General features: G+C 51.2%; 7 protein-coding genes. 1 reads left to right on the top strand and 6 read right to left on the bottom strand.

Annotated elements, in window-relative coordinates; translation table 11 throughout:
• Window positions 1–4 precede the first annotated feature (4 nt).
• From EHSB41UT_RS04430 to EHSB41UT_RS04510, 6 genes are all read right to left on the bottom strand, one after another.
• Window positions 5–787 (bottom strand): alpha/beta hydrolase, encoded by a 783-nt coding sequence (locus EHSB41UT_RS04430; protein ID WP_165767147.1) that lies wholly within the window; start codon window positions 785–787, stop codon window positions 5–7.
• Window positions 788–810: 23 nt separating this feature from the next.
• On the bottom strand, window positions 811–1,641 hold the full coding sequence (locus EHSB41UT_RS04435; RefSeq protein WP_087107260.1) for a tryptophan 2,3-dioxygenase: 831 nt from the start codon (window positions 1,639–1,641) through the stop codon (window positions 811–813).
• 20 nt (window positions 1,642–1,661) lie between these two features.
• Window positions 1,662–4,922, bottom strand: a complete 3,261-nt coding sequence (locus EHSB41UT_RS04440) for an efflux RND transporter permease subunit (protein WP_087107262.1) — start codon at window positions 4,920–4,922, stop codon at window positions 1,662–1,664.
• A complete protein-coding gene (locus tag EHSB41UT_RS04445) occupies window positions 4,852–6,027 on the bottom strand; it encodes an efflux RND transporter periplasmic adaptor subunit (protein ID WP_165767148.1) in 1,176 nt (391 codons plus the stop codon). Before EHSB41UT_RS04445 ends, EHSB41UT_RS04440 begins: the two co-directional genes overlap by 71 nt.
• Window positions 6,028–6,162: 135 nt before the next feature.
• Window positions 6,163–20,331: a type I polyketide synthase gene (locus tag EHSB41UT_RS24330; RefSeq protein WP_106408271.1), complete on the bottom strand. Its 14,169-nt coding sequence runs from the start codon at window positions 20,329–20,331 to the stop codon at window positions 6,163–6,165.
• A gap of 37 nt (window positions 20,332–20,368) precedes the next feature.
• Window positions 20,369–21,985 (bottom strand): FAD-dependent oxidoreductase, encoded by a 1,617-nt coding sequence (locus EHSB41UT_RS04510; protein WP_087107267.1) that lies wholly within the window; start codon window positions 21,983–21,985, stop codon window positions 20,369–20,371.
• A gap of 220 nt (window positions 21,986–22,205) precedes the next feature.
• Between EHSB41UT_RS04510 and EHSB41UT_RS04515 the strand changes: the two genes are divergently transcribed.
• Window positions 22,206–23,081, top strand: a complete 876-nt coding sequence (locus tag EHSB41UT_RS04515; RefSeq protein ID WP_087107269.1) for an SAM-dependent methyltransferase — start codon at window positions 22,206–22,208, stop codon at window positions 23,079–23,081.
• Window positions 23,082–23,093 lie beyond the last annotated feature (12 nt).

Consider the following 23,093-nt stretch of genomic DNA (forward strand, 5'->3'; position numbering starts at 1 on the left):
TTATTCAGATAAGGTTATCAGCCATCAGCACATCAAAATGGTTATGATTACCTACGATTCTAAACCGTGCTTGATAACCATTACACCGCAGCAGCTCTGCGTAATAAAAACTTTGCCGAATAAACTCCGTTGTATCATGCTCAGAAACAACAATTTCATAAGTGATATTCTTTGGCGGAAGATGGTAGATGGGCGATAGAGGCTCGATATCATCACGCAACAATCCTAAAGCACCGTTGACCGGCGTTTGCAGAATGGGCCTCAAATCATAAATGCCACTAATCAATATAGCCTTATCAATTCTCACTCCTGCCGACTGAAAACGCTTACCTGACCTTGTTAACATCATCGCCACCAAATGCGCACCGGCACTATGGCCTATTAGCCTTATATTGGCTGTGAAGAAACCATAGGTTGCTGATTCTTGTGCCAACCAGAACAGTGCCTTCTCACACTCACCAATCATTTCATCAATCGATCCTTCTGGTGCCAGCGTGTAGTGCAGTGCCGCAAAGCCGTATCCCGAGGCGATACAGTTTTCTGCCATCATGGCTGCGGTCTTGTGGTCGGTCTCCTGCCAATAGCCACCATGAATAAACACTACCAGCGGTGAGCCCCTTTGTACTGGCGGAAACAGATCAAGAATATTGTCGCGTTTATCGCCGTACGACAGGTTTTCATAAACCTTTAAGGTATTTCTTGCCCGCTGACTTAATTGCCGGTAGCGAGAAAGATAATACTCAACGCTTTCAGGACATTGCGAACTTGGGGAGTACTCTCTTATCAACTCTTCCCGACTGAGGTGGCTTATCACAGGCTTTGAAACAGTCGGAAACGAAGTTGATAAAGATCAGGGAAGAGCTGTTTCTCCATAATTTTTTTAAGATAAGGAACTCCACTTGTCCCCCCCGATCCCGGCTGCATACCAATAACACGTTCGACAGTAACGGCATGTCGATGTCGCCACTGTTGTAAAAGACAGTCTATCTCGATCAGTTTCTCTCCTAGGATAAAAAGATCCTGATACCGGTCAGAGTTTCTGTATATAGTCAGCCAAATATCCACAACAGCAGAATGTCCGCTATATCCCTGAGAGTAATCTCGCTCAAGAAGCTCCGCAGGTAGCAAGAATCCCCTTTTGTTTAGATAAAGAAGAACATGGTCATATAAAGAGGGTCTTTCCAACTCCGCAGTTAATAGCGTATACCCTTGTAGCATCTCCTCGTAACGCCTCAAGCAAGATAGATCCCTATCTCCCAGTGCGTATTCAATCAGTCGGTATCCATAACTCTGTAATCCGGATGAATTTCCAAACGCAGACCGAAACGCAAGAAAGTCGGTTGGCGTTAATGTTTGCATACACTCCCACACCGAGATCAATGACCGCAGAATTGCGTGAATCCGTTCTATTTGAGTCACGGCAGGTAAACATCGAGATTGCTCCAGCAGCTCACAGGTTTCCCGAATTTCATGGTGTAACAGCTTGAACCACAGCTCACTGATCTGATGAATCATGATAAACATCATCTCACCGGCAGCAGCCGGTTGCTGGAATGTCTCCTGGAGATTCAGCAGAACATCCAGTTTCAGAAAATCAGCGTAATTTTTCTGTTTTTTATCACCGTCTCTTTCGGCACTCATTTCCACGTCCCATGGTTGTCTTAAATCTTATCGACATTGGCGAGGCGAAAACATTTGGGGCCAGCCAGAAAGACCATAGTCGGTAGAATGACCAGCACAAGCACCGTGCTTACAGATAACCCGACTATCAACGTCCCGCACAGCCCCAGCCATCGGGCGTCCACCATGCATAAAGGTAACAACCCAAGAATCGTGGTCAGACTGGTACTTAATACCGGCCCCAGACGTTTGACACCGCCATTGACCACCGCATCAATAAAGTCCCGGTCCTTGAGCTGCCGCTTTTTTACAAGCTGATGCTTTATCGCCGCAATCACCACAATTCCGTCATTCACTACAATACCGGCCATCACGATCATGCCTATCATCGAGTAGAATGAAATCGGGATGTTAACCAGAACAAAAATAACCGCTGTTGCGGCCATGGCCAGAGGAATCATGGTGATAACAAAAAGAGGGAGGAGATAGCTATCCAAAGCCAGTACCAAAACCAGATAGATAAGCGCCAAAGCCAGCATCAATGCCATCATGGCATCACTATGGTTTTCATCGATAGCCTCATTATCGCCCTTGAGAACAAGACTGTAGCCTTCCGGCAATCTTTCCCTGATGGACTGAATCAAAGCCTCCACCTGGCTTAATAACAACCCGGTGTCATCGGTTTCAATATTGGCAGTGATCAGAAGACTCCGCTGCCCGTTGAAATGGGTCAAAGCCTGATACCTTTGCCCGGGTTCCCTGACGGTCAGATCCACCAGCAACCGCTTTTCCCCACCACCGCCAGTCACCCGTGGCAGGGCATTCAGGTCATGGTGATCAGAGGAGAGCAGTACGTCGCTGTCGCCTCGGCCCTCAGCAAGCGTCCCAAGTGGAAGAGGATCCCCAAACGTGAGAGCCATCTCCTCTGCCAGGTCACCAGAAGTGATACCGTATCGAGCCATGGCATCACCATCCGGCGCATAACGCCAATCACTTAATCCACCACCCTGGGAGTTCAGGATGTCATAAACCCCGGGGATACCTCTTAACTGTTTTTGCAGATTGATACCAATAGTCGAAAGTACATTCAGATCCTGCCCAGTCACGACAATCTGTACTGCTGGCACCAGCAGGGAGCGTCCTCCCTTATGGAAAAATCGGATCTCAGTACCAGGCCATGACTTCATTAGCTGTATCAGGGAACTACGCAAGTCAGAAACGATAAAACCTGAATTCCTATCTCTTAAATCCCGGGGCTTTAACTGCAGGCTAACGCCAAACTGGCTGTCGTTATCACGTTCAGCAATCAGGGATGTATAGTCCATACGACTCATTGGTGGCTGTGAGGACGGGAACAGTTGGTAACGCTGAATTTCGTGCTGACCATCCAGAAAGATCTCAACCTCCCGGGCGACTGTGTCCATAGTTTTGCGATCAAGAGGCTCGGGGAGAATAATTTTAATATCAATAAACGGATCATCGACCGGAGGCGCAGTCTGCTCCGGCAAGAGTGCTGCAGCCGTGAGACCGGTCACGATAGCAATAGCCGTTATCACACAATACCGCCGTGCCTTTTTTTGGCTGGCTATTGGGCCTGTACGCAAATAGTGGCCCAGCCAGGATTTCCCCCTCTCAAGATAAGGGGCCGCCCACGGTGTTGCTGCAAGCTTTTGGGAACCAGTGTGAGAATCAAAAATATAGCGGGACAGAGGCAGAATAATCAGAAACGCGACCAGATAACTGACAATAATAATGGCCGACAGAGTATGGGGTATCGCTCTTAAAAAGCGTCCTTCAACACCATTCAAAAAAAACAGGGGAACCAGTGCCAGCAACGTCGTCATTTGACCGGCCAACGAGGGAAAAAAATAGCTTTGCAGGGTAAAGCTAGCAGCTTGATTAAAAGTCAGCCCCTGTTGATGCAACGCATCGAACAGACCTTCCAGAATCAGGATAAAAATATCCGCGATCAACCCCATGGAAACAATCAGCCCGACAATGGTGATGATATTGATCGACGATCCCGTGATATAGAGCACGCCAATGGCTCCGACCATGGAAATTATCACACCGACTCCCGCCAGAATGGCCGAACGCCACGACATCATCAGCAACAGAACCACCATCAGAATAATCAGCGTCTGGGCAAATGCCTGCAACAGCATGTTGAACTCATACCCAACATGCTCACTGGTATCATCAATAAACTGTAACTGGAGCCCACTCAATGAGGTTTGATGCTGAAGTTGAACGACACCGGCCCGAAGTGCCTCCCGAACATGACTGGACGATGTCTGTATATCACTCCCTGCCACCCAGGAGACCGTCAGCATTACGCAGGGAATGGAACGCTCCCCAGGGTTACTGCAACGCATCAACCCTGAACGGGTATTCGGTTGATGCACGACACGGGAAATATCCGCCAAACGGATAACCCGCATGCCACCCTCCTCCTCGATAGTGGCAATCGGTATATCAGGCAGCTGACGGCTATCTACAAAGTATCCGGTATAAAACCCGGAAGCATCGAGCGGCTCGCCTGATGCCAATGAACGGGCCTGCCCGGATGACCAGATGCCATAACGGGAAGCATCCCGCAATACGGCCGCCAGGGTTTGTATGCCTATATTCAGGGCTGCCAGAGCCGCATAGTCCGGTTTTATCACAACCTCATGGGGAGTCCGGCCATAAATCTGCACTTTCCCGACTTCGGGCAATACGCTTAATTGATCTTTTAATGTGTCCGCCGCACGGGTCAGATCCTGTATACTGACGCCGCTGAGCAGCACCTTCATTTGTGGAAGATTGGCAATGGAGGCCTGCACAATCAGGGAGCGCTCTACATTGAGGTGCGGCGGGATCCTGGCTTCTGCTTCCCGAACCTGCTCCCGGATCTGGGCCATCATATCCGGCATATTGCCGTCCAGATCCAGGTCAAGATAGATAACGGCATGATGATCACCGGCACCACTTTTGATGGATCGGATAAATGACAACGATTGCAGGTTTTCTTCTATGCGACGAACGACTTCACGCTCGACCTGCTCCACACGGGCACCCGGCCATTTTACGTAGATCACCGCAACGGGAAGCTCAACCTGGGGATATTGTTCAACACTGATATGACTGGCTGATGTCCATCCAAAGACGAGCATAAACAGCAAGAGCAGCCATCCTAACCGGGTAGAGAGAAAAAACTTCTCACCAGGAAAAGGACTGATGGATGGCATATCAGGCACCGCCCTCAGTAACAGCGCCAGAGTCAGTGTCTGCATCAACCTCATCACTGACGAGAACGCCATCAAGATCTATTCCATGAGGCTCCCGGACAATCACATCACCGGCTTGCACACCTTCAAGAATATTGACCATCGAGCCATCGGTGGCCCCAGGCACAACAACTGTCCGGTAAGCGTGCCCATCCTGAATGCGGTAGAGATATGCTTCCTTACCCGTCAACACCAGAGCGCTTTTCGGAACAGCCAGAACACCCTCTTCACACGACTGAAAAATAGTCACTTTCATGTCCTGCCCATCAACCCACGCTTTTTGTAGATCGGGTTGTAGTTCGGATGGTTGTCCACCCAGTTTCAATGTGACCAGTCGCGTCTGGGTCTGCTGACGAATTCTGGGGGAAATACTGCTGATCTCAGCCGGAAGACAGCGGTTCTCCCGATCACAAACACTTGCCGTCAGACCAACACTGAGTCGAGCAACATCACGATTAAGAAGGGTCAGGTTCACGGTATCCTGCTCGTCCGAAACAAGAACGACAGCCGTTGTACTTCCAGGGATTGAAGCCTCCAGCACCATTCCGTGCTCTCTGATATTGAATTCCGCAATAACGCCATCAAACGGTGCCCGGAGTACAGATTGTTCCAGCGCCAGTTCCAACAAGGCCAATTCAGCCTCAAGGTCACGCTGCCGACTTTTCAGTGCTTCCTGTTCCAGACCTCGGGCCTGACGTTCCAGTTGGGTAATATCCAGGGCGTGTGTCGCCTGATCACGCTCCGACTGGGCCACGGATTTTTGCTGGGCCAGTGCTTCGATACGTTTTAACTCCCGCGCCTTCTGACTCACCTCCCGGTCAGCCAGGCTGGCAGATATCTGTAGCTGTTGCCTCTGTATCTCCAAACTGTCCAGCCGGGCGCGGATGCGCTCACTTTCCAGTTGCAACTGTTTTGTATCAAGCTGGCCAAGGGGCTGCCCCAGGGGAAACTCCGTACCGGGACCCAGGACGCGTGCGCCAACCGCCAGTTTTTGGTTCCGGGTATCCTTGCCCAGCGCTGAGACTTTCCCACTCTGTTCAAAGAACAGTTCTACGTGCCTTGTCGCTTTGAGCTGACCATAACCCTGAATGGTTTCGCAAATGGAAACGCGAGAGGCAACATCCGTGGCAAGGCGCATGGGAATCGCCTGCCCTGCCGGTGAATTTTGCAGATCATCTTTCTGCCAGAAGCATCCTTGTAACAGCAAGACTGTCAGTACAAAGCTCGTTATCGGACTCACTATTTGAGAAAGGGCATTCATTCTGGAGCGATCTCACCAGCCAGCCTTGGCAGCCAGTTCTTCTATAACCTCGGCCACCCCTCTGGCATTCCCTGCTTTGGCAACGGTCAGGTGATCACCGGGGTTATCTTTGATAACCAGCACATCCCCAACCAGGCTGTTCCAGCCCAGATCATTGTCTATATCCTGTGCTTCAGCCATCGGACGTTCAGCCGCCCTGATCAAAGCCACAGGACAATCAAAAGAGATACTGCGCTCGTGCTGGTTCACACGGGAAATACGCGTGGTATTCATAATAAAGTCTGCCAACAGGTCATCATCCAGGTGCTTGAAGTCATCATGGCTGGCTCTCAGCCAGGAGATACCAAAATTGATGGCGTCTTCCGTAGACATATCGTCAAGGTTCTCGGGGAGGCTGCGACTATGGTCCTTGAGTTTCACCACCCGGTTCAGCATATTGATAAACAACAGCACACGGTTTGCGACCGTTTCGGCACCCTGCATCTGAAAATAGTGACTGTTCTGAGAAACGGGCGCATACATATCAATAACAACAAGCCCGGTCACCTGCAGTTCCGGATCAGCCATAGCCAGCCGCGCCATTTCAAACGCCACCACCGCACCGATCGACTGCCCGGCAATCAGCAGATGACGAACGCCCTGGCGCTTTAGAATATCCAGATTTCTGGCGGCAATAGCCTCGGTACTGCTGACCGATTCACTCTCAATTTTTCCGGGATATTCGAGGGCAACAACAGGAATGTCTGATGCGGGAAGGTTAAGCGCAGCACACAGATCCCGGTAATCCATGGCATGGCTCCCACCTTTGGGAATCAACACCAGCGCGCGGGCACTATTCTCACCTGATTTAACCTCGCCTGATTTCAGGGTAACCAGGGCATCGAAGTTATTGTCCTCAATAGTTCTTCCACTGGCCTGGCCTTGCTGTTCCTTAGTCTGAATCGCCTGAATATGCGTCCAGACGAACCGTCCAAGATCATTCAGGGTCGGATAGTCATAGAGCAAAGAAGCCGGCAGAGAAACAGACAATTGCTGATTCAGCCAGTTACGTATTTCCAAAGCCAGAACAGAATCAATACCGGTCTGCTGTAAGGGAACGGAGGGATCAATAGACGTCAGATCAAAAATATTCAGCAGATGCAGGCATTTCTTTTCCAGCGTGGCCAGAATGTGTTGCATTGGTTCAACGCTGTCTTCTATTGGCAGCAACCGGTAAGCGAATTCATCGCTTTTCTGGATTTTTTCCGGTCTTGGTTTGTCGATCTGGATACGGGATTTGAAAAATGCCTCGCTGGCAGGCATCACCATAAACTGACAACAAGCCCCCGTCGTGGCTTCCGACCAGACTGTGGCAAAGTATTCCAATACCATCTCTGGCGTTAGTGGCGAGACACCGATCTCACTCATACGTTGTTGTGTTGCAGTGCTGAGTTCGGCAGCAGAACCCAGTTCAGTGATTCGCCCCCAGTTCAGACACAGGGCAGGCAGTCCCTGTTGCCAGCGGTGCCAGCAGAGGGCATCAAGTCCGGCATTGGCGGCACAGTGTGCGACCTGTCCCAGCGCGCCTGTCAACGATGACGCCGCTGAGAACAGAATAAAATGTTTCAGCTCATCACGGTCATGCAAAAACTGTTGAAGATTCCATGCCCCCTGCAGCTTGGGCCGCAGGCAGTCCCGGTACTCTTCCTCTGTCAGGTTCTGAAAGGTTTTGTCATTCAAAACCCCGGCCCCGTGGATAACTCCGTAAATGGTCCGGTCACGCAGACAAGCTTCCATGGCCGTATAGTCGGACACATCAAACTGCAATGTTTCAACAGTGGCGCCTTTAGCCATCATCTCAGCTAGCTTTTCTGCGACATCCGGGGAGGGTTCCGATCGGCTCACGAGTAATAGGTTCCTGACACCCTGATCAACCAGCCACTCCGCAAACAGCAGGCCAAGCCCTCCAAGTCCACCGGTAATCAGAAACCATCCGTTATCGCCTGACAGCTCCGGCAAGGTGACTGGCCCAGCGTTATCCTGCTGGTACGGCACGATGGTGGAGGTTAAGCGCAAAGGTTGAGTTATCTGCTGTTCAGACTCAGGACGGGAGAGGTGAATCTCTTTACTGATAAGACGTGTTTTGTCTGCAGTATTACCAAGATTGGCCAACTCTTCGGACAACGCTTTCAATCGGGCTTCTACCGTAAGGTCCGGAGACATATCCAGTTTTAAGAAATGACAAGCCGGGTATTCATATTCCAGTGTTCTCAGAGCTCCCCAAAGCGGGGCATGTGCGCTTTCATAAGCTCTGTCATAGCCACTAACATCGCCTTGTGAATGCGCAGGTTGCGTCTGCAGCCCCACACCATAAGCCACCCTGCGAGACACCATCACAATATGACAACCGGCCTTGAGTTGTGGCAGCCACTTCTGCAAAAGAAACAGCGATCGACTGTCCTCTGCCAGTAAGGTGTTCTGATCCTGCGATGAAGTTTTTTCCGTCAGCGCATCACTAACCAGCCAGAGCAGGCCGTCGGCACGGGTTGCAACAACGTCCCCTTCCGTAGAGTTTTTCTGACCACTGACAAGGTTGATATTGTATTGCTGCAAATATCTCTGCAGCGCCGCAAAATCCTCCGAGCCTTCAGCATTCGCCGGTTCCCCCAACAACAACCAGTTGGTTGCAGGTTGCGTTTTTTTGCAGACGCAATGAAAGAGACTCTGGCCGCTCTCGTCTGATGACAGCGCATCATCAGACAGCGCTAACTCCGGACAACACCACTGCTGATAACCATACAGAGGCAATAACCGAAGCCACTGTTCACGCTTTAATAGCGGATGGTTCGGACGCAATGAGGTATCTGTAAATCGCCACCAGCCATCAAGCAGCCCAAAAATCAGATCGATCCACAAGCTGCTGCTGGTTCCTTCGATAAACAGTAAATGGCCTTTATCCCGTAGCAGAATATGAAGGTTCTCAAGAGCAACACCAATATCACAGGTGGCATGGATAACATTGGTGGCGATAACGATATCAAAGCTATCCGACTCCAATCCCTGCCCGGATGGTTCCTGTTCCAGATCAAACAAACTGAAAAAGACCTTGTGATGTCCTGCCAGCTGTAGGTGAGCAAGGTTCTGTTTGGCCCTGTTAATAAACTGCGGGGCGATATCGGTGAACTGGTAATCAACGGCAATGCCGGATAATTGCTCAAGTACGGCAAGCATGGTTGCCCCGGAGCCAGCCCCCACCTCCAGAATGCGCAGCGGTTGCTGGTTCTGGTGAGGTGTTTCCTGATCACCAAAGACATCGCGAATACAACGGCCTGCCAGCTCATTAGCCAGTTTCGCAACCGGCATATCCCGGTAAAGAAAATTCACATCATCGAGATGGCCTTCCGGAAACAGGAGTTCGACCGGATCGGACTGGTCGAGGATGATATCTGCCACTTTGCGTGAGCAGCGGATATACAGTTCTATCGCTGGAGAAAATTCAGGGTAACTGGTCGTTAAAGCCTCAAGTTTCTGATCGGTATTTGCTGGAACCCAGGCTTTGTCCGTCCGTTGCCAGGTATCCACATCACCGTCTTTTCTATTCCAATACCCGGCGGTTTCTCCATTGATAAGCAACCAGCGTAACAGTCTCCGGTTTTTCTCCTTGAGCTTTTTCTGCTGACTAAAGCACTCCAGATCAACAACCGGTTCCTCCAGAAGACCCAGAGTGCTCAATGCGTTAAGGCTATCCTGCACGGCTATAGCTTCCACCGCACTATTAAACTGTCGGACCCGATGCAGGGCATCGATTTCTTCCGGTGCAATCGACCACCCTGACTTTTTGCGAGCCTTGTTAACAGCAACAGGCGAGGCAAGTTGCCCGGCAGCAGCTACCGGTATCGGCTCAGGAATCCAGTTCAGGGTATGCAGAGTGTGATAATCAGCAGCTTCCTGTGCATTCGCCCCTAAGCCCTGAGAGTTATCAGCCTGCTCCAGCTGCCGCAGCAGACGCTTAAGTGGCGCCCGCTTGATAATGTAACGCTCGATATCAAAGACGCACTCACCATCCCGATTCCACATCCGGATATGACCGGTTACGGTCTCCATGTTTCGGTCATCAACCACCTTATAGTGGGCGGTAACCGGCCATTTCAAGGTACCGTGGGTTGTCAGGCCAGCCAGTTCAAAAGGGGTATAAGCAGCAATATGCTCAGGGTTAATGTCTCCGTCAGCCATCAGGCTGGCGCCGATCGAGAACGCATTATCAAAAAAGACCGGAGCAAAGGGTGATGCGATGTCTTTGTTATCCGGAGGTTCCATCGTCAGCATCACCGACTTGTCGCCGGTATGAACAGACGTCACCCATCGCCATAGCGGGTCGTACTGAAGCTCAAACAATCTGTCGGCGCGATCAACCCATTCGGCGGGGGAGATCGCATGCGGATGTTGCGCCTCCAGTTTTCTCATCCCATCAAACGAGATATCACAACCATCATGAGCATACGGCGCGCGGCTTATCCGTCCCCGGCAATGAACAATCGTTCTCCCTTGGCTATGGCTCCAGGTCATAAACTGCAGAGTCTCGCCTTCTGTTTTGTTCTGTTCATCCGGCAAAAACTGTAGGTAAATGACATCCTGATCCCTGGGCACCATTGGCTCAATAAAATTACAGTGCACAACCTGCAAACGGGTGGTTTTCCAGTAATCCGCCGCGGTATCCATGGCAATGCAAAGATGCACCGCCCCGGCCACAACAGGTTTCTGGTAGACCCGGTGATGGTAGAGCCACTCGGTCTGCTCACGGGAGACCGGAACAATAAAACGAATATCCTGACAATTATCCGGGGCTGGCTGTCGCATACCAGATAAGGGATAGGCACCCTTATCAAGCCACCAGTCCAGCCCGTCAACAGCCGGCGATAAGCTTTGCCGATAGTCCTGCTCCTCAAAGGGATAGCCAGGCAGCGCTATGCGCTGAGGGGCATTCTGATATTGGCTCTGGAACAACTGCCGCCAGTTCAGGCCTTTTCCCTGCAGGTAGAAGGCAGCCATTTGTTCGGCAGTTATATGTTCCCGATCTTCCCCGTCATCAGGATGATGGCCTTCCAGAGCCAACTGGCTGGCGGATAAAGCCGCATAGCGAACCGGAGCAAAAGATGGTGCCGGTTGCTGTGTCTGAATCTTATCCTTGACCTTTAGCAGTTCACTCTGAAGTTCTGCCAAAGAGCAGGCCATAATCACCAATCGATGTTGGAAATGATCACGGCTGATCAGCAGACTGTAGGAAAGATCCAGAAGGGAAAGGTTCGGAGACTGCTCCAGAAACGCTGCATACCGTTCACAGTATCGCAGCAGTCCCGCTGCTGTTTTTGCGGAGAAGGCAAATACAAAAGGATTCTCTGTATTTATTGCGTGTTGCGATGAGGGCTTTGGCGTTATCTCAACGTTTACTGGAGAGTCTTCAAGCACCAAATGCACATTACTGCCACTCAGTCCGAAGGCACTGATTCCTGCTCGAGCGGATGTACCCTTATCAGGCCACGCCATCACATCGGACACAGGCCTGACCGGCCATTCTTGCCACGGGACTTTCTCGGTTAGTGGTTCACCATGCAGATGCGCCGGGATTTTTTTCGCTTGGAAACAGGCCAAAATTTTCAGCAGGCCCGCTATACCCGAGGCAGATTCAAGATGGCCCACATTCCCCTTGACCGAACCTATCCACAAAGGCGCGTTCAGGGAACGTTCGCCGCCAAACACCCGGTTCAGCACTTCGACTTCCACAGGGTCACCCAGTGCAGTTCCGGTGCCATGGGCCTCGATATAATCGACCGATGCTGCAGCGATACCGGCATTGTCCAGGGCTCGCTCAATCACCTGCTGCTGGGCTGCACCATTGGGAACAGTCAAACCGGCACTGGCGCCATCATGCCCGCTGGCGCTGCCAATAATGAGCGCCAAAGCCTTATCATCACGCCCGATATCTTGCTGACGTTTCAGCACGACGATACAGCAGCCTTCCCCCCTCCCATAACCATCGGCATTGGCGGAGAACGCCTTGCAGAGTCCATCCGGAGACAACGCCTGAGACTGGGAAAGTGCCACAAACCCGGCGGGGGAAAACATCAGTTGCACGCCTCCGGCAATCGCCAGATCACACTCTCCACTTAACAGGGATTGGATCGCCGTATGCACAGCTACAAGCGATGAGGAACAGGCCGTATCAATGGCCTGACTTGGGCCGTTCAGCCCCAGGAAATGAGAAATGCGCCCTGCCGCAAAACTGTTATGTGTGCCCGCCACATCGTGGGCACTCAACTGGCTTAAGTCTTTCGACTTCACCTGTTCATACTCAGAAGGGCCTATACCGATAAAGACACCGGTACGGCTCCCCTGCAGGGATGAAGGTGGAATACCAGCCTGTTCCAGTGCCTTCCAAACAGTAACCAGTAACAGCCTCTGCTGAGGATCAAGAGCGGTAGCCTCATGACTGGACATACCGAAGAACAACGGATCAAACCGATAGGGCGACTGGATAAACGACGCATCACGGCAATAGGTTTTCCCAGGTGACTGTCGGTTTTGATTGTAAAACAGATTGATATCAAAACGCTCTGTGGGGACAGGCGATACTGTGTCTTTTCCGGCCTCAAGCAGCGTCCATAAGCTATCGAGAGAGTCCACATCACCGGGCAGGTTCAACCCTGCGCCGATAATTGCGATGTGTCTTTTATTTATCTCTTTCCGCTCAGACCCAACCTCTCTGCGCTCATCATCTGAAGGAATGTCACCTGAAGGAGCAGCCTGTACATCCATCGCTCCACTTTGGTCCAGCCGCAATAAAAGCTCTTCTGCCAAAGCGATAAGGTGCGGAGTATTAACAGCCAGGGTCGCCGGCAGGGTCAGTCCGGTTTCTGTCTGGATCACTTTGCCTAGAGCAACCGCCTTCAGGGAATCCAACCCCAGAGTGAACAACCCCTGATTACAGGGAATCGTGGTGGCATCCTCAATTTCCAGCATCTGCGCGACCTGCTGCTGTAGCCACTCCAGCAAGGTCTGCAATCTGTCTTTCGGATCGGAAGCCCGTAGTTTTTGTAGCAAGAGGGAACCAGCCGAATAACCAGCATTTTCTGATGGCAAACGGGCTGCCCTCAACAGATTAAACAAAGGGCGAGGCTTAATGGCCGTGATCTTGAACAGAGCTTCTGTATCAAGATGGGCCACCATAAGCACCTGGCTGGTGGGTTCTGCAAGAAAACAGCCCAGCACCTGTCCAAACGCAGCCAGAGCCTCGTTCTTGGAGAGTGGCGGGCTGACCGCTATGGCTTCCGGGGTCAGCTGGCGGGCAAGTGTCGTATTCTCCCAGGCTCCCCAACACAGACTCAGGGTATGAGGTCGGGCTTTAGCAAACTGGTTTAAGGCAAGGTTGGCGGCAATATAGCTGGCCTGTCCGATATTACCGAGCTGAGAAACGGCGGAGGAGAACAGCACCATAGGCAGGGAGTCGATATCACGGGTCAGCTCATCCAGCCAGAGCGCGGACTGGTATTTCACTGCAACTAACCGCTGCCAGCGGTCACTCTCCTGACTATCCAGCAGTGCATCGTCCGAATAACCAGCCCCATGAATAACAAGGGACAGTGTGCCTCGCTGCCGACACTCGTTGATCACGCTATGTAAATCATCACGCTGACTACAGTCACCCTGTACCAGGGTTATACGGCTAAGGTCTCCTGAAAGTCGGGAGAGAAACGCCTGGCTCTTTTCATGATCTTCAGGGTGACGACTCAGAATGAACAACTGCGCTTTTTCATGATCAAGAAACCACTGAACAATCGACCGCCCCAGCTCTCCCGTTCCCCCTGTTATCAACACAACATCCAGAGGTTGCATAGCCGAAAAAGATCGATGCTCGTTCTGGCGCAGGGCTGTTGACTCAAGGCGGGTCGTGTAAGCAGCGCCCTGTTCGATCCGGAGTGCATCTTCAAGCCCGCGGTGCTCAAGCGAGCCATGATTAAGCAATGAGGCGACCACCTCTGGTACGCTTTTGTCGTCTATTGCCCACTCCAGATAGCTCCCGACAGTTTCCGGATATTCCATACTGGCTGCCAGAGCAAGCCCCGCCAGCAAGCCATTCTGAATACTGTGATGGCTGCCGTGATTTTCTTCCTCAACGGGTACGGCATGGGCAAGCCACAAGCGTCCGTTTCGCAGCTCCGGCAAAATTTTCTGACAAGCAGACAGTGCCTGTAGCGCATCATCAACGATTAACAGTATGTGCGTGTTGTTTTCGTGGTTTGTCTCTGAAGTGACCTGATGGCCTTGCTTCTCAAGGGCGTCAGACAAGGACTGAATCAGCGACTTGTGCCGCATTTCATCCACAGCGCGGACAGACCAGAGTCCAGACGGCCCAGAAATTCCGACAAGAGGAAATGATACGACAGTTTTTCGGTAAAATAAGGACTGCGCTTGTTGGTAAGTCTGAGGCTGCCCGACCTTCGCAGTTTCCGCCCAGTAACGTCGCCGCTGAAATGGGTAGGTTGGAAGAGCCAGCATCCGGCCCGGATCGCTGAAAACATCCTCCCAGGCGTAAGGTGGGGTGTTATCACTATGAATCGCCAACGCCCCAGTACAGGCCTGCTCGAGCTGGAATACCAACTCGTTGAGCGTCTTCGCCTCAAAGGCGACATAATACTTGTAGTGCGTTCTATGCCTTAATAAGGTCCATGACAAATCACGTAACTGCTTATGGATCACCTGGGAGCGGGGATGAAAATAACGCCCGACATAGTCTTTCAAGGCTTCCAGACATGCCTGCAAAGCCTCACGACTTTTGGCAGAGATAATAAACGGCCAGGCTTTTGCTATCTCTTGAGACTGGGCCGTTGCTTCTGAGGCTGTACCAGCACTCTCCACAATCACATGGGCATTGGTCCCACTGATACCGAAGGCACTGATGCCGGCACGTAATGGCTCGCCTTCCCGGGAATACCAGAAACTATTCTCTGTGACAGGCTCTACAGGAATGGTGGACCAGGGAACCTCAGGAGACGGTCGGTCACAAAACAAACTTCCTGGAATGCTCCGGTTTTGCATCGCCAGCAACACCTTAAGCAACCCGGTACCTCCAGCTGCCGCCTGGGTATGGCCAACATTCCCCTTTACTGAGCCCAACAACAGCTTGCCGGGACGCTGACGACTCTGGAAAACCTCAGCAACAGCATGGACTTCCATCGGGTCACCCAAAGGTGTGCCGGTGCCGTGCCCTTCCAGATAATCGATATCATCAGGCGTGCAGCCAGCATCCTGCAGAGCTTCGGTAATTACCCTGACCTGAGCCCGGCCATTGGGTGCCGTTAACCCCTGACTGCGACCATCCTGATTGATGGCGCTGCCACGCAACCGTGCCAGTATCACCGGAAGTGAAGGTTCATACACCGAGAGTACAATCGCGACACACCCTTCCGACCAACCTACTCCATCCGCATCCGCGCTATAAGGTTTGCAACAGCCGTCGTTAGCCAATGCCCCCAGCTGGGAAAACTCAATATACATCGCGGGGGTCAGAGTCAGCCCCACGGCGGCGACAATAGCCCGGGAGCACTCCCCTCTCTCAAGGCTCAGGCGAGCCAGATGCAGGGCGACCAAAAATGAAGAGCAGGCCGTGTCGATGGTGATAGCCGGTCCGGTCAGGTTCCATTGATAAGAGATTCTTCCCGAAGCGGTACAGCCCAGATTACCGGTTCCGGCAAAACCATCCAGCTCCTGATAGTCCGAGGCAGCCAAGGTTCCGTATTCATTGCCCATCTCACCGACAAATACCCCGGTGTCGGAACCGTTAAGATCCTGTTCCGTCAGACCGGCACGTTCGCAAGCTTCCCAGGTGGTTTCCAGCAGCAACCGCTGCTGCGGGTCCAGCTTGAGAGCCTCCTGCTCTGACAAAGCAAAGAAAGAGGCATCGAAGCTTGAGACATCATCCAGAAAATTACCGTAGCGGGTCGACATTCGCCCCGGAATACCGGTTTCAGGGTGGTAATAGCGGTTTACATCCCAGCGCTCGGGAGGAACCTCCGTTGCTACACACCCGGCCTGCTGGAGCAGTTCCCATAACTGCTCGGGAGTTGTCACCCCACCCGGCAGACGACAGGCCATGCCTGTTATTGCTACCTCGGGGATGGCTACCTCGGGAATGGCTGCCACTGGTTGCTCGACACATGTCTCCGGCGTACTTGATGTGTCTATGGAGTCTTTCGTTTGCTCTGTAGAATCCTCAGCCACCGGAGGTTTTGTCGGCAATGACTCATCACTCTCCGGACTGACCGTTTCCAGATAGGCGGCGAGATCTGCGGTTGTGGGATAATCAAACAACAGGGTCGAGGGCAGCCGAGCATTAAGATCCTTAGCCAGTAGATTACGAATCTCCAAGGCCATCAGAGAATCGAGCCCCAGGGATTTCAATGGGCTCGTCGCCGGCAAATCCATTTCCGGACGAAGCTTCATAACCTCCCTCACCCGCTGTTCGACCAGAGCCGTTTTATCAGATACCGACACACTGCTCACAGGCCGCGTTTGTGCATCGGGTTGAGGTTGATTCAGGGAAGAGGCTGGATGCACCAGCCGCTGACGAAGCGCAGGTTCAACATCAAGAATCGCCACCCGGCCAAGTGATGGCCCTGCAACGTTCAACAGCTGTTCCAAACACTCTGTCACCCGAGCCACCTCTATTGGTCGAAGGCCTCTATCCCGTATTCGGTTACGGTCATGTTCGCTCAGTGCACTGCCAATACCACGGCCTGCCACAGGGCCTAAATCAATCGCGAACCCCGGCATACCTTTAGCTGCACGATAATCGGCAAGGGCATCCAGAAAACCATTCGCGACCGCATAGGCAGCCTGCCCTGCTCCACCAAAGAGTCCCGTCGCTGAAGAAAAAAACAGGAGCTGCGCCTCAGGCTGAAACTGACAGGCCCAGCTATGCAGGTTCCAGCCTCCGGAAACCTTGGGGGACATCACCCTGTGGATTTGATCGTCACGGGTATTTAATACAGTGGCATCGTCTAATACCCCGGCCAGATGGATGATCAGCGAGCAGGTTTCCTGACGGATAGCGTCCAGCGCGTGATCAAGATCATTTCGGGAGCTGATATCTGCGGTAACAAAGCTGACCCGAATATTGCTGTCTTGTGATACAAGAGAGGCCTGAACAGATTCTTCCGGCAGAGTACGTGCGAGAATCACCAAATGGCCGACTTTCTGATCAATCAACCAACGGGCAACGGCGAGGCCAATCGCTCCGGTGCCTCCCACAACCACACAGGTCGTTCCGTGCAATACCTGATCAGCCCTAGGTTGTTCACGAACCAGAGGTTCCAGTACCCGAACAGTGCGCTGCTTACACTCCCACTCGATATAGCGTACAGGGTACGACTCTGCTGACCGGTCATGGCTAAACTCGCTCAGTTCGCACATCAAAAACTCATGCTCGTAGCGATCGAAATACACGCTGCGAAGATGCAGATCAGGGTGCTCCAGTGCAATAGTGCCAAGCAGTGGCGTCAGGGAGCGATGAAACAGCAGGGATAAATTGTCGGCATCGGTTTGATTGCCAATGCCGACCATGACCAATTGTGAAACTCCACCAGAGCAGCTTTGCTGCAACCCCGTCAGAAACTGAACCCATAGTGAGAGCTGTTGTGCCAACGTTGCCTGCCAGACATCACAGTCCAATCCGGCAGAGAAGACATAGAGAAAGAGGTACTGAGTAAGGCCATCTCGCTGATCGCCAGACAGGAGCGCCGACAGATCATCCTGCGAACGACCATCGTCCAGCCTTGTCGTATCCAGAGAGGCAAATATCGATTTATCTTTAGAAAGCTCAGCCCCTAATGAGCTTTGTTGAGGATCGTAAATCAGGACCACCCTGGTATCGGCAGCCATTGGCACATGCTCAACCGGTGGCAGTGGTTGTCTGGACAGGCGATACAGCAAACCATCGCAAGACGACCATTGTTGCTTTTGCACGGGAAGAAACTGGAGCGCCCGTAACCGTAGTAACGCACTACCCTGCTCGTCCAGATAATCAACATTTGTTGTTAAGCCATTCTCGGAAGCCTCTTGATTTTGAGCCTTCCGCATCCAGCCATATACAACAGAGGGTTCCCTGTCTCTGGTCCAGACAGGGGTGACGGTAACAGACCCGATCGAAAAGGGTAAAACCGGATCAGTTCCTTCATCGATCAGCTGTAAAATACCCGGAAAGACATTGTCAATCATGACCGCCTGCTGGACGACTCTCATCACATGAGCTTCAGAGTTGTCAGCGGTTCCGGCAGTCTCAACGGCCCAACCTCCCGCATTAACTGTCATCAACGCAGAGTGGGAGCCAACATGTAAGCTCTCCAGCTTTTGCCAGCCAGCACCCCACTCAACGTCCCCTCTGGACAAGGCCGCTATAACTTCATCGGTACTGACCGCATCGGGATGATCGCGTATGTGTTTTTCGATAACCGCGGCAGTGTCACTGCCTTCTTTGGCTTGCTCAATCAAACCTAATGGAGCACTGGCTCGGGCCAACAGGATCTCTTTTCCTTCCTGCTCACCAAACACCGACAGAGAGAGGGACTCATTACCGTTTTCGGTTTTCACCATCCGAACCGTCAATGTGTCTTCGTTCACGACCAAAGGCCGCAGAAACTCCACATGTTCCAGAGTTGAACCTTGTATTTGCCACTGCCTGCAGGCTTCCAGCAAAACGGCAATGTAAAAGGCACCCGGGATAGTGACCTTCCCAAAGACTCGATGATCCCAAAGTGCGCCATTGCTATGACGATCTATCGTCAAGATAAACTCGGAATGCTGATCCAAAAGTGGTGTCGCTTGTGGTGGCGTTTCAGAACGCGGATGCTGGGTAAAGGCATAGCCCGGCAGGATCATTTTCTTGCCGCCGCTATTGGCATACACAGCTTTCCAGTCGATACGGCATCCCTGAAGATGTAATTCAAGAAGTGTTTTCAGAAAGGTATCTGGATCATTGCGATCCTGGGTAGACAGAATAGTGACCTGAGGTTCATCGGCTGCGATTTGCCTGACCATCCCGGCAAGAACGGGCTGTGGACCACACTCCAGAAAGACCAAAGGCTTTCCGTGATACTTTTTCAACAGGTAACGTACACTGTCCAAAAACCTGACTGGACTGGTGACATGTGTCTTCCAATAAGCCGGATCACATTCCGTCAGCCCCAGTTCCGTACCGGTAACATTACTGATAACAGGGATAGCGGGTGGCCGATAGTGAAAGCGGTCCAGAAGCTTGCCAAAGTCCTCCTTCATCGGTTCCATAAGCGGGCTATGAAACGCGTGGGATACATTCAGGGAAAGAGAATCGATGCCCTGCTGTAACAGCTCCTCCGCCAACCGGGACAGTACAGACTTCGTGCCGGAAAGAATGGTCTGACCTGGGGTATTCACAGCAGCCACGGCAATGGTCTGCTCATACTGTGAACCCAGCACTTGGGAGATTACATCCTTCACCTGATTTTCGGCCGCCATAACGGCCATCATTCCACCGCCATCTGGCAAGGCCTGCATTAAACGACCACGCTCGCAGGCCAGTAATAACGCCTCCTCCAGAGTCAAAATGCCAGACAGGCAGGCAGCAGTGATCTCTCCCACACTGTGGCCAAGCACCACATCAGGTTGAATCCCCCAGGATAACCAGAGGCTGGCCATGGCGTATTCCAGAGCCACCAGTGCGGGCTGAGTGAAGGCGGTTTGATCAAGCTGTGGATGCTGTTCGAGAAGCAGAGACTTCAGGCTGATATCCAGTTGCCCTTCCAGAATATCCGAACAGCGGTCTATGGCCTGGGCAAAAACAGGTTCCCTTTCATACAAATAACAGCCCATGGAAGGGTACTGGCTTCCCTGCCCGGTAAATAACATGACCAGAGTGGGTGAACCTGCGGAGGTATCAACAGGATCATCCTCACGCTCCAGAGCCTGAACAAGCTCATCGACATTGCGACAGAAATAACCGGCCCGAATCGGGAAGTGCGTGCGGGTTGTCGCCAAACTAAAAGAAAGATTGATAAGAGAAACAGAATCCTGCTGACCAATAAACTCATGGAGTTTCTGTTTTTGTCCCACGAAATCCTGAGTTGTTCTTGCTGAAATCAACAACAGATTTTGTTTCTCAAGTTTCTCCGCCACTGACACCTCCTGAGCGGTTACAACACCAGCACACGTCTTATTTTATTTTTTGAACAACCATCTCTGACGAAAGCACACCACTGACAAAATGCTTCAGAGGCTGCACGTGCTCCTCCTTTCTCCATTCCGCAAACAGGTTTTCAATAATATGGTGGGTGTAAAAAGCCTCTGTCTGATAGCTGAAATAGCGAACAACCGGATGCAGGAAGTTGGATTCTTCGCCCCGGTCTCCGCAGTCCCTTGGTGGTCGTTCGATATCGAAGGGGTAGTCAAAAATGGTCGGCCCATGCTCAATGGAGAGCATCAACAGTCGATGGTGTTTCGCCAGATGTTCAATTGCATAGGCATAGGGTAAGTCCTGATAGATAGTGACGGAGCCGTCGTCCGCCAATACCAGACAGTCCACAAGGAACTTGGGTTGCAACCACAAAGATGCCGTCGTATTCACACGTTCAATGGCATAGGAACTGATAGCATCAGTGCTGGCGTCTATCTTTTGAGTCGGGTATGCCTTGTCAAAATATTTTTCACAAAGAAAATCAACCAGCGTCCTGATGTTGTAGCGGAAACCATGAATAAATCCGGACATGGTTTTACGGTAATCGTTGTACTGGGTCAGCGTCCCGGCGAAATACATATCCTTAACGTTGACGGACTCCCACTCTGCCGTCTGCCTGGGTAGCTTTTCACGATCACACAACTCAGGGCGACACTCCTCAGAGAAGAAGTCGGTATCCATGGCGAAACCCGTGCAATGAATAACACGGTCGTAATAAATGGTTTCCACTTCTTGTTCTGCACGCTTGTACTGAACAGTAACCTGAAAGCCATCACCATCCTTCTCAATCTTTTGGATATCCGCAGTGAAGGCCGCATTCTGGGACTTCAGCTGATAGGTATCGAGAAAGCTGTTGTTAATAGCGCGCAGGTGCCCTACATAATGGGTGCTCCAGGCCATTTTTAATGTATTTGGACTGGTCATATGTATCAGGCTGGCGTACGGCGTCAGTGCATTGGCCGTTTCAAAGGCCGAGTTACCTTTGCCAATAATCAGCACCCTTTGCCCGGCCATCGCTTCGGAATGCTCTGGAGTGAGATCCCGGTAGGAGATTGTCTGCTCAATGCCCGGGATGTGAGGTGTATAATCTTTCCCGAACCCTGTCGCTATGATCACTATACGACCATGAACAGATTCCCCCTGCTCACTGTTGACGATGAAGTGTTGTTCACGGGTGACGGATTCAACGTTGAATGAATAGCGTACCGGTATTTGAAAGTAAGCCGCATAGTAATTTAAATACTCAACCATACGATCAGCATCGGGGTAGTATTTAGTATCAAAGTCCTTGAACTTACGTGCCTGAGTATCGCAGGGTAAAAGAGAATTCCAGTCCCAGCGTTCATTGATCTCACTATTATCAATGCCGGTATAAACCTTATTGATAGAAATTAGCTGCCGATGAACCGGGAACTTTTCAAAGAAGTGGCCACAGCGATCATTGGCCTCAAGAACAACACAGGATAATCCTGCCTGCTTAAGAAAATAGGCCGCCTGTAAACCTGCGGGACCACCACCTACAACAATAACATCGTAAAACGAATGTCCTTTATTGTCGTATGAATTGTACTCATTGAGAACGTTGACTTGGCTCATAATGGTTCCTTTGGGAGGAACGAAAAGTAAGAGGGTTTTAAAATAGATATGACATGATAGAAATGCGAATCCCACTCAGATCGTTTCATCAAAAAACGACAATATTAATCAACCTGCTTGTACGAGATGGTTCTCTCAATATTGGTACGATTCTACATCGCCTGCTTGAATGGAGTGATAAGAGAAGCTCCACTCCGTCGCTAAAAGACAGGATACAATTATGGAATTCAAAGCCCTCTACTTATTGTTCTTTGTTCTGGTTATGGCTTTGTTTTTGTATATCCGTACCAAGAAAAACAGTTCAAACAACGAGTTTCACTCTCTGGACGATTTTGTTCTGAATATTCAACGAGAGAGCAGCTGGGCAAACCTCGGTTATTGGAAAAACAGCACGCAATATCCGGATGCAGCACGCCACCTTGCCACTTTACTAGGTAATCAACTGGGGCTCTCCCCAGAACATAATGTTCTTGATGTTGGATACGGCTGCGGTGACCAGATTCTTTTATGGAAGAACGATTATCGGGTCGCCTCTGTGGTTGGGTATAACAACTCAACTATTCAGACTCAATACAGCATGAGCCTGTGCAAAGGGCTCGGTGATGTTATTTTGTTGAACAAATCTGCCATGGATATAGACAGCAGGGATAATTTTCATCGGGTTATCGCCCTTGACTGCGCTTACCACTTCCCATCACGCCTCGTTTTCTTGCAGAAGGCTCACAAAGCCATGGTGACGGACGGACAGATCGGCCTTGTCGATATGATATTCCGTTTTGACAAAGCGACTCTGGCTGAAAAACTATTTATGAGGCTGATTTTTAAAATCTCGCACATGCCATCTGAAAATTTGTGGGATGAAGCAACCTATAGAGCACATTTATCTGACACAAATTTTAAAGTCATCGATTTTCACTCCATCGGGGAGTGGGTCTTCCTGCCTTTCCAGAGTTTCATTCACCAGCACCATCAATCCTTTCACAGCATGACGCGCGACAAGGTCTGGAGAAAGTTTTTGGCAGCCTCAAGAGTCTTATCATGGATGTATAAGAAACAGTACATCGATATGGTTGTTGTCACAGCCACAAAACAATAAGTGCATCCAAAA

The organism is Parendozoicomonas haliclonae (assembly GCF_900174585.1).
In the GTDB taxonomy this organism is placed as follows: Bacteria; Pseudomonadota; Gammaproteobacteria; order Pseudomonadales; family Endozoicomonadaceae; genus Sansalvadorimonas; species Sansalvadorimonas haliclonae.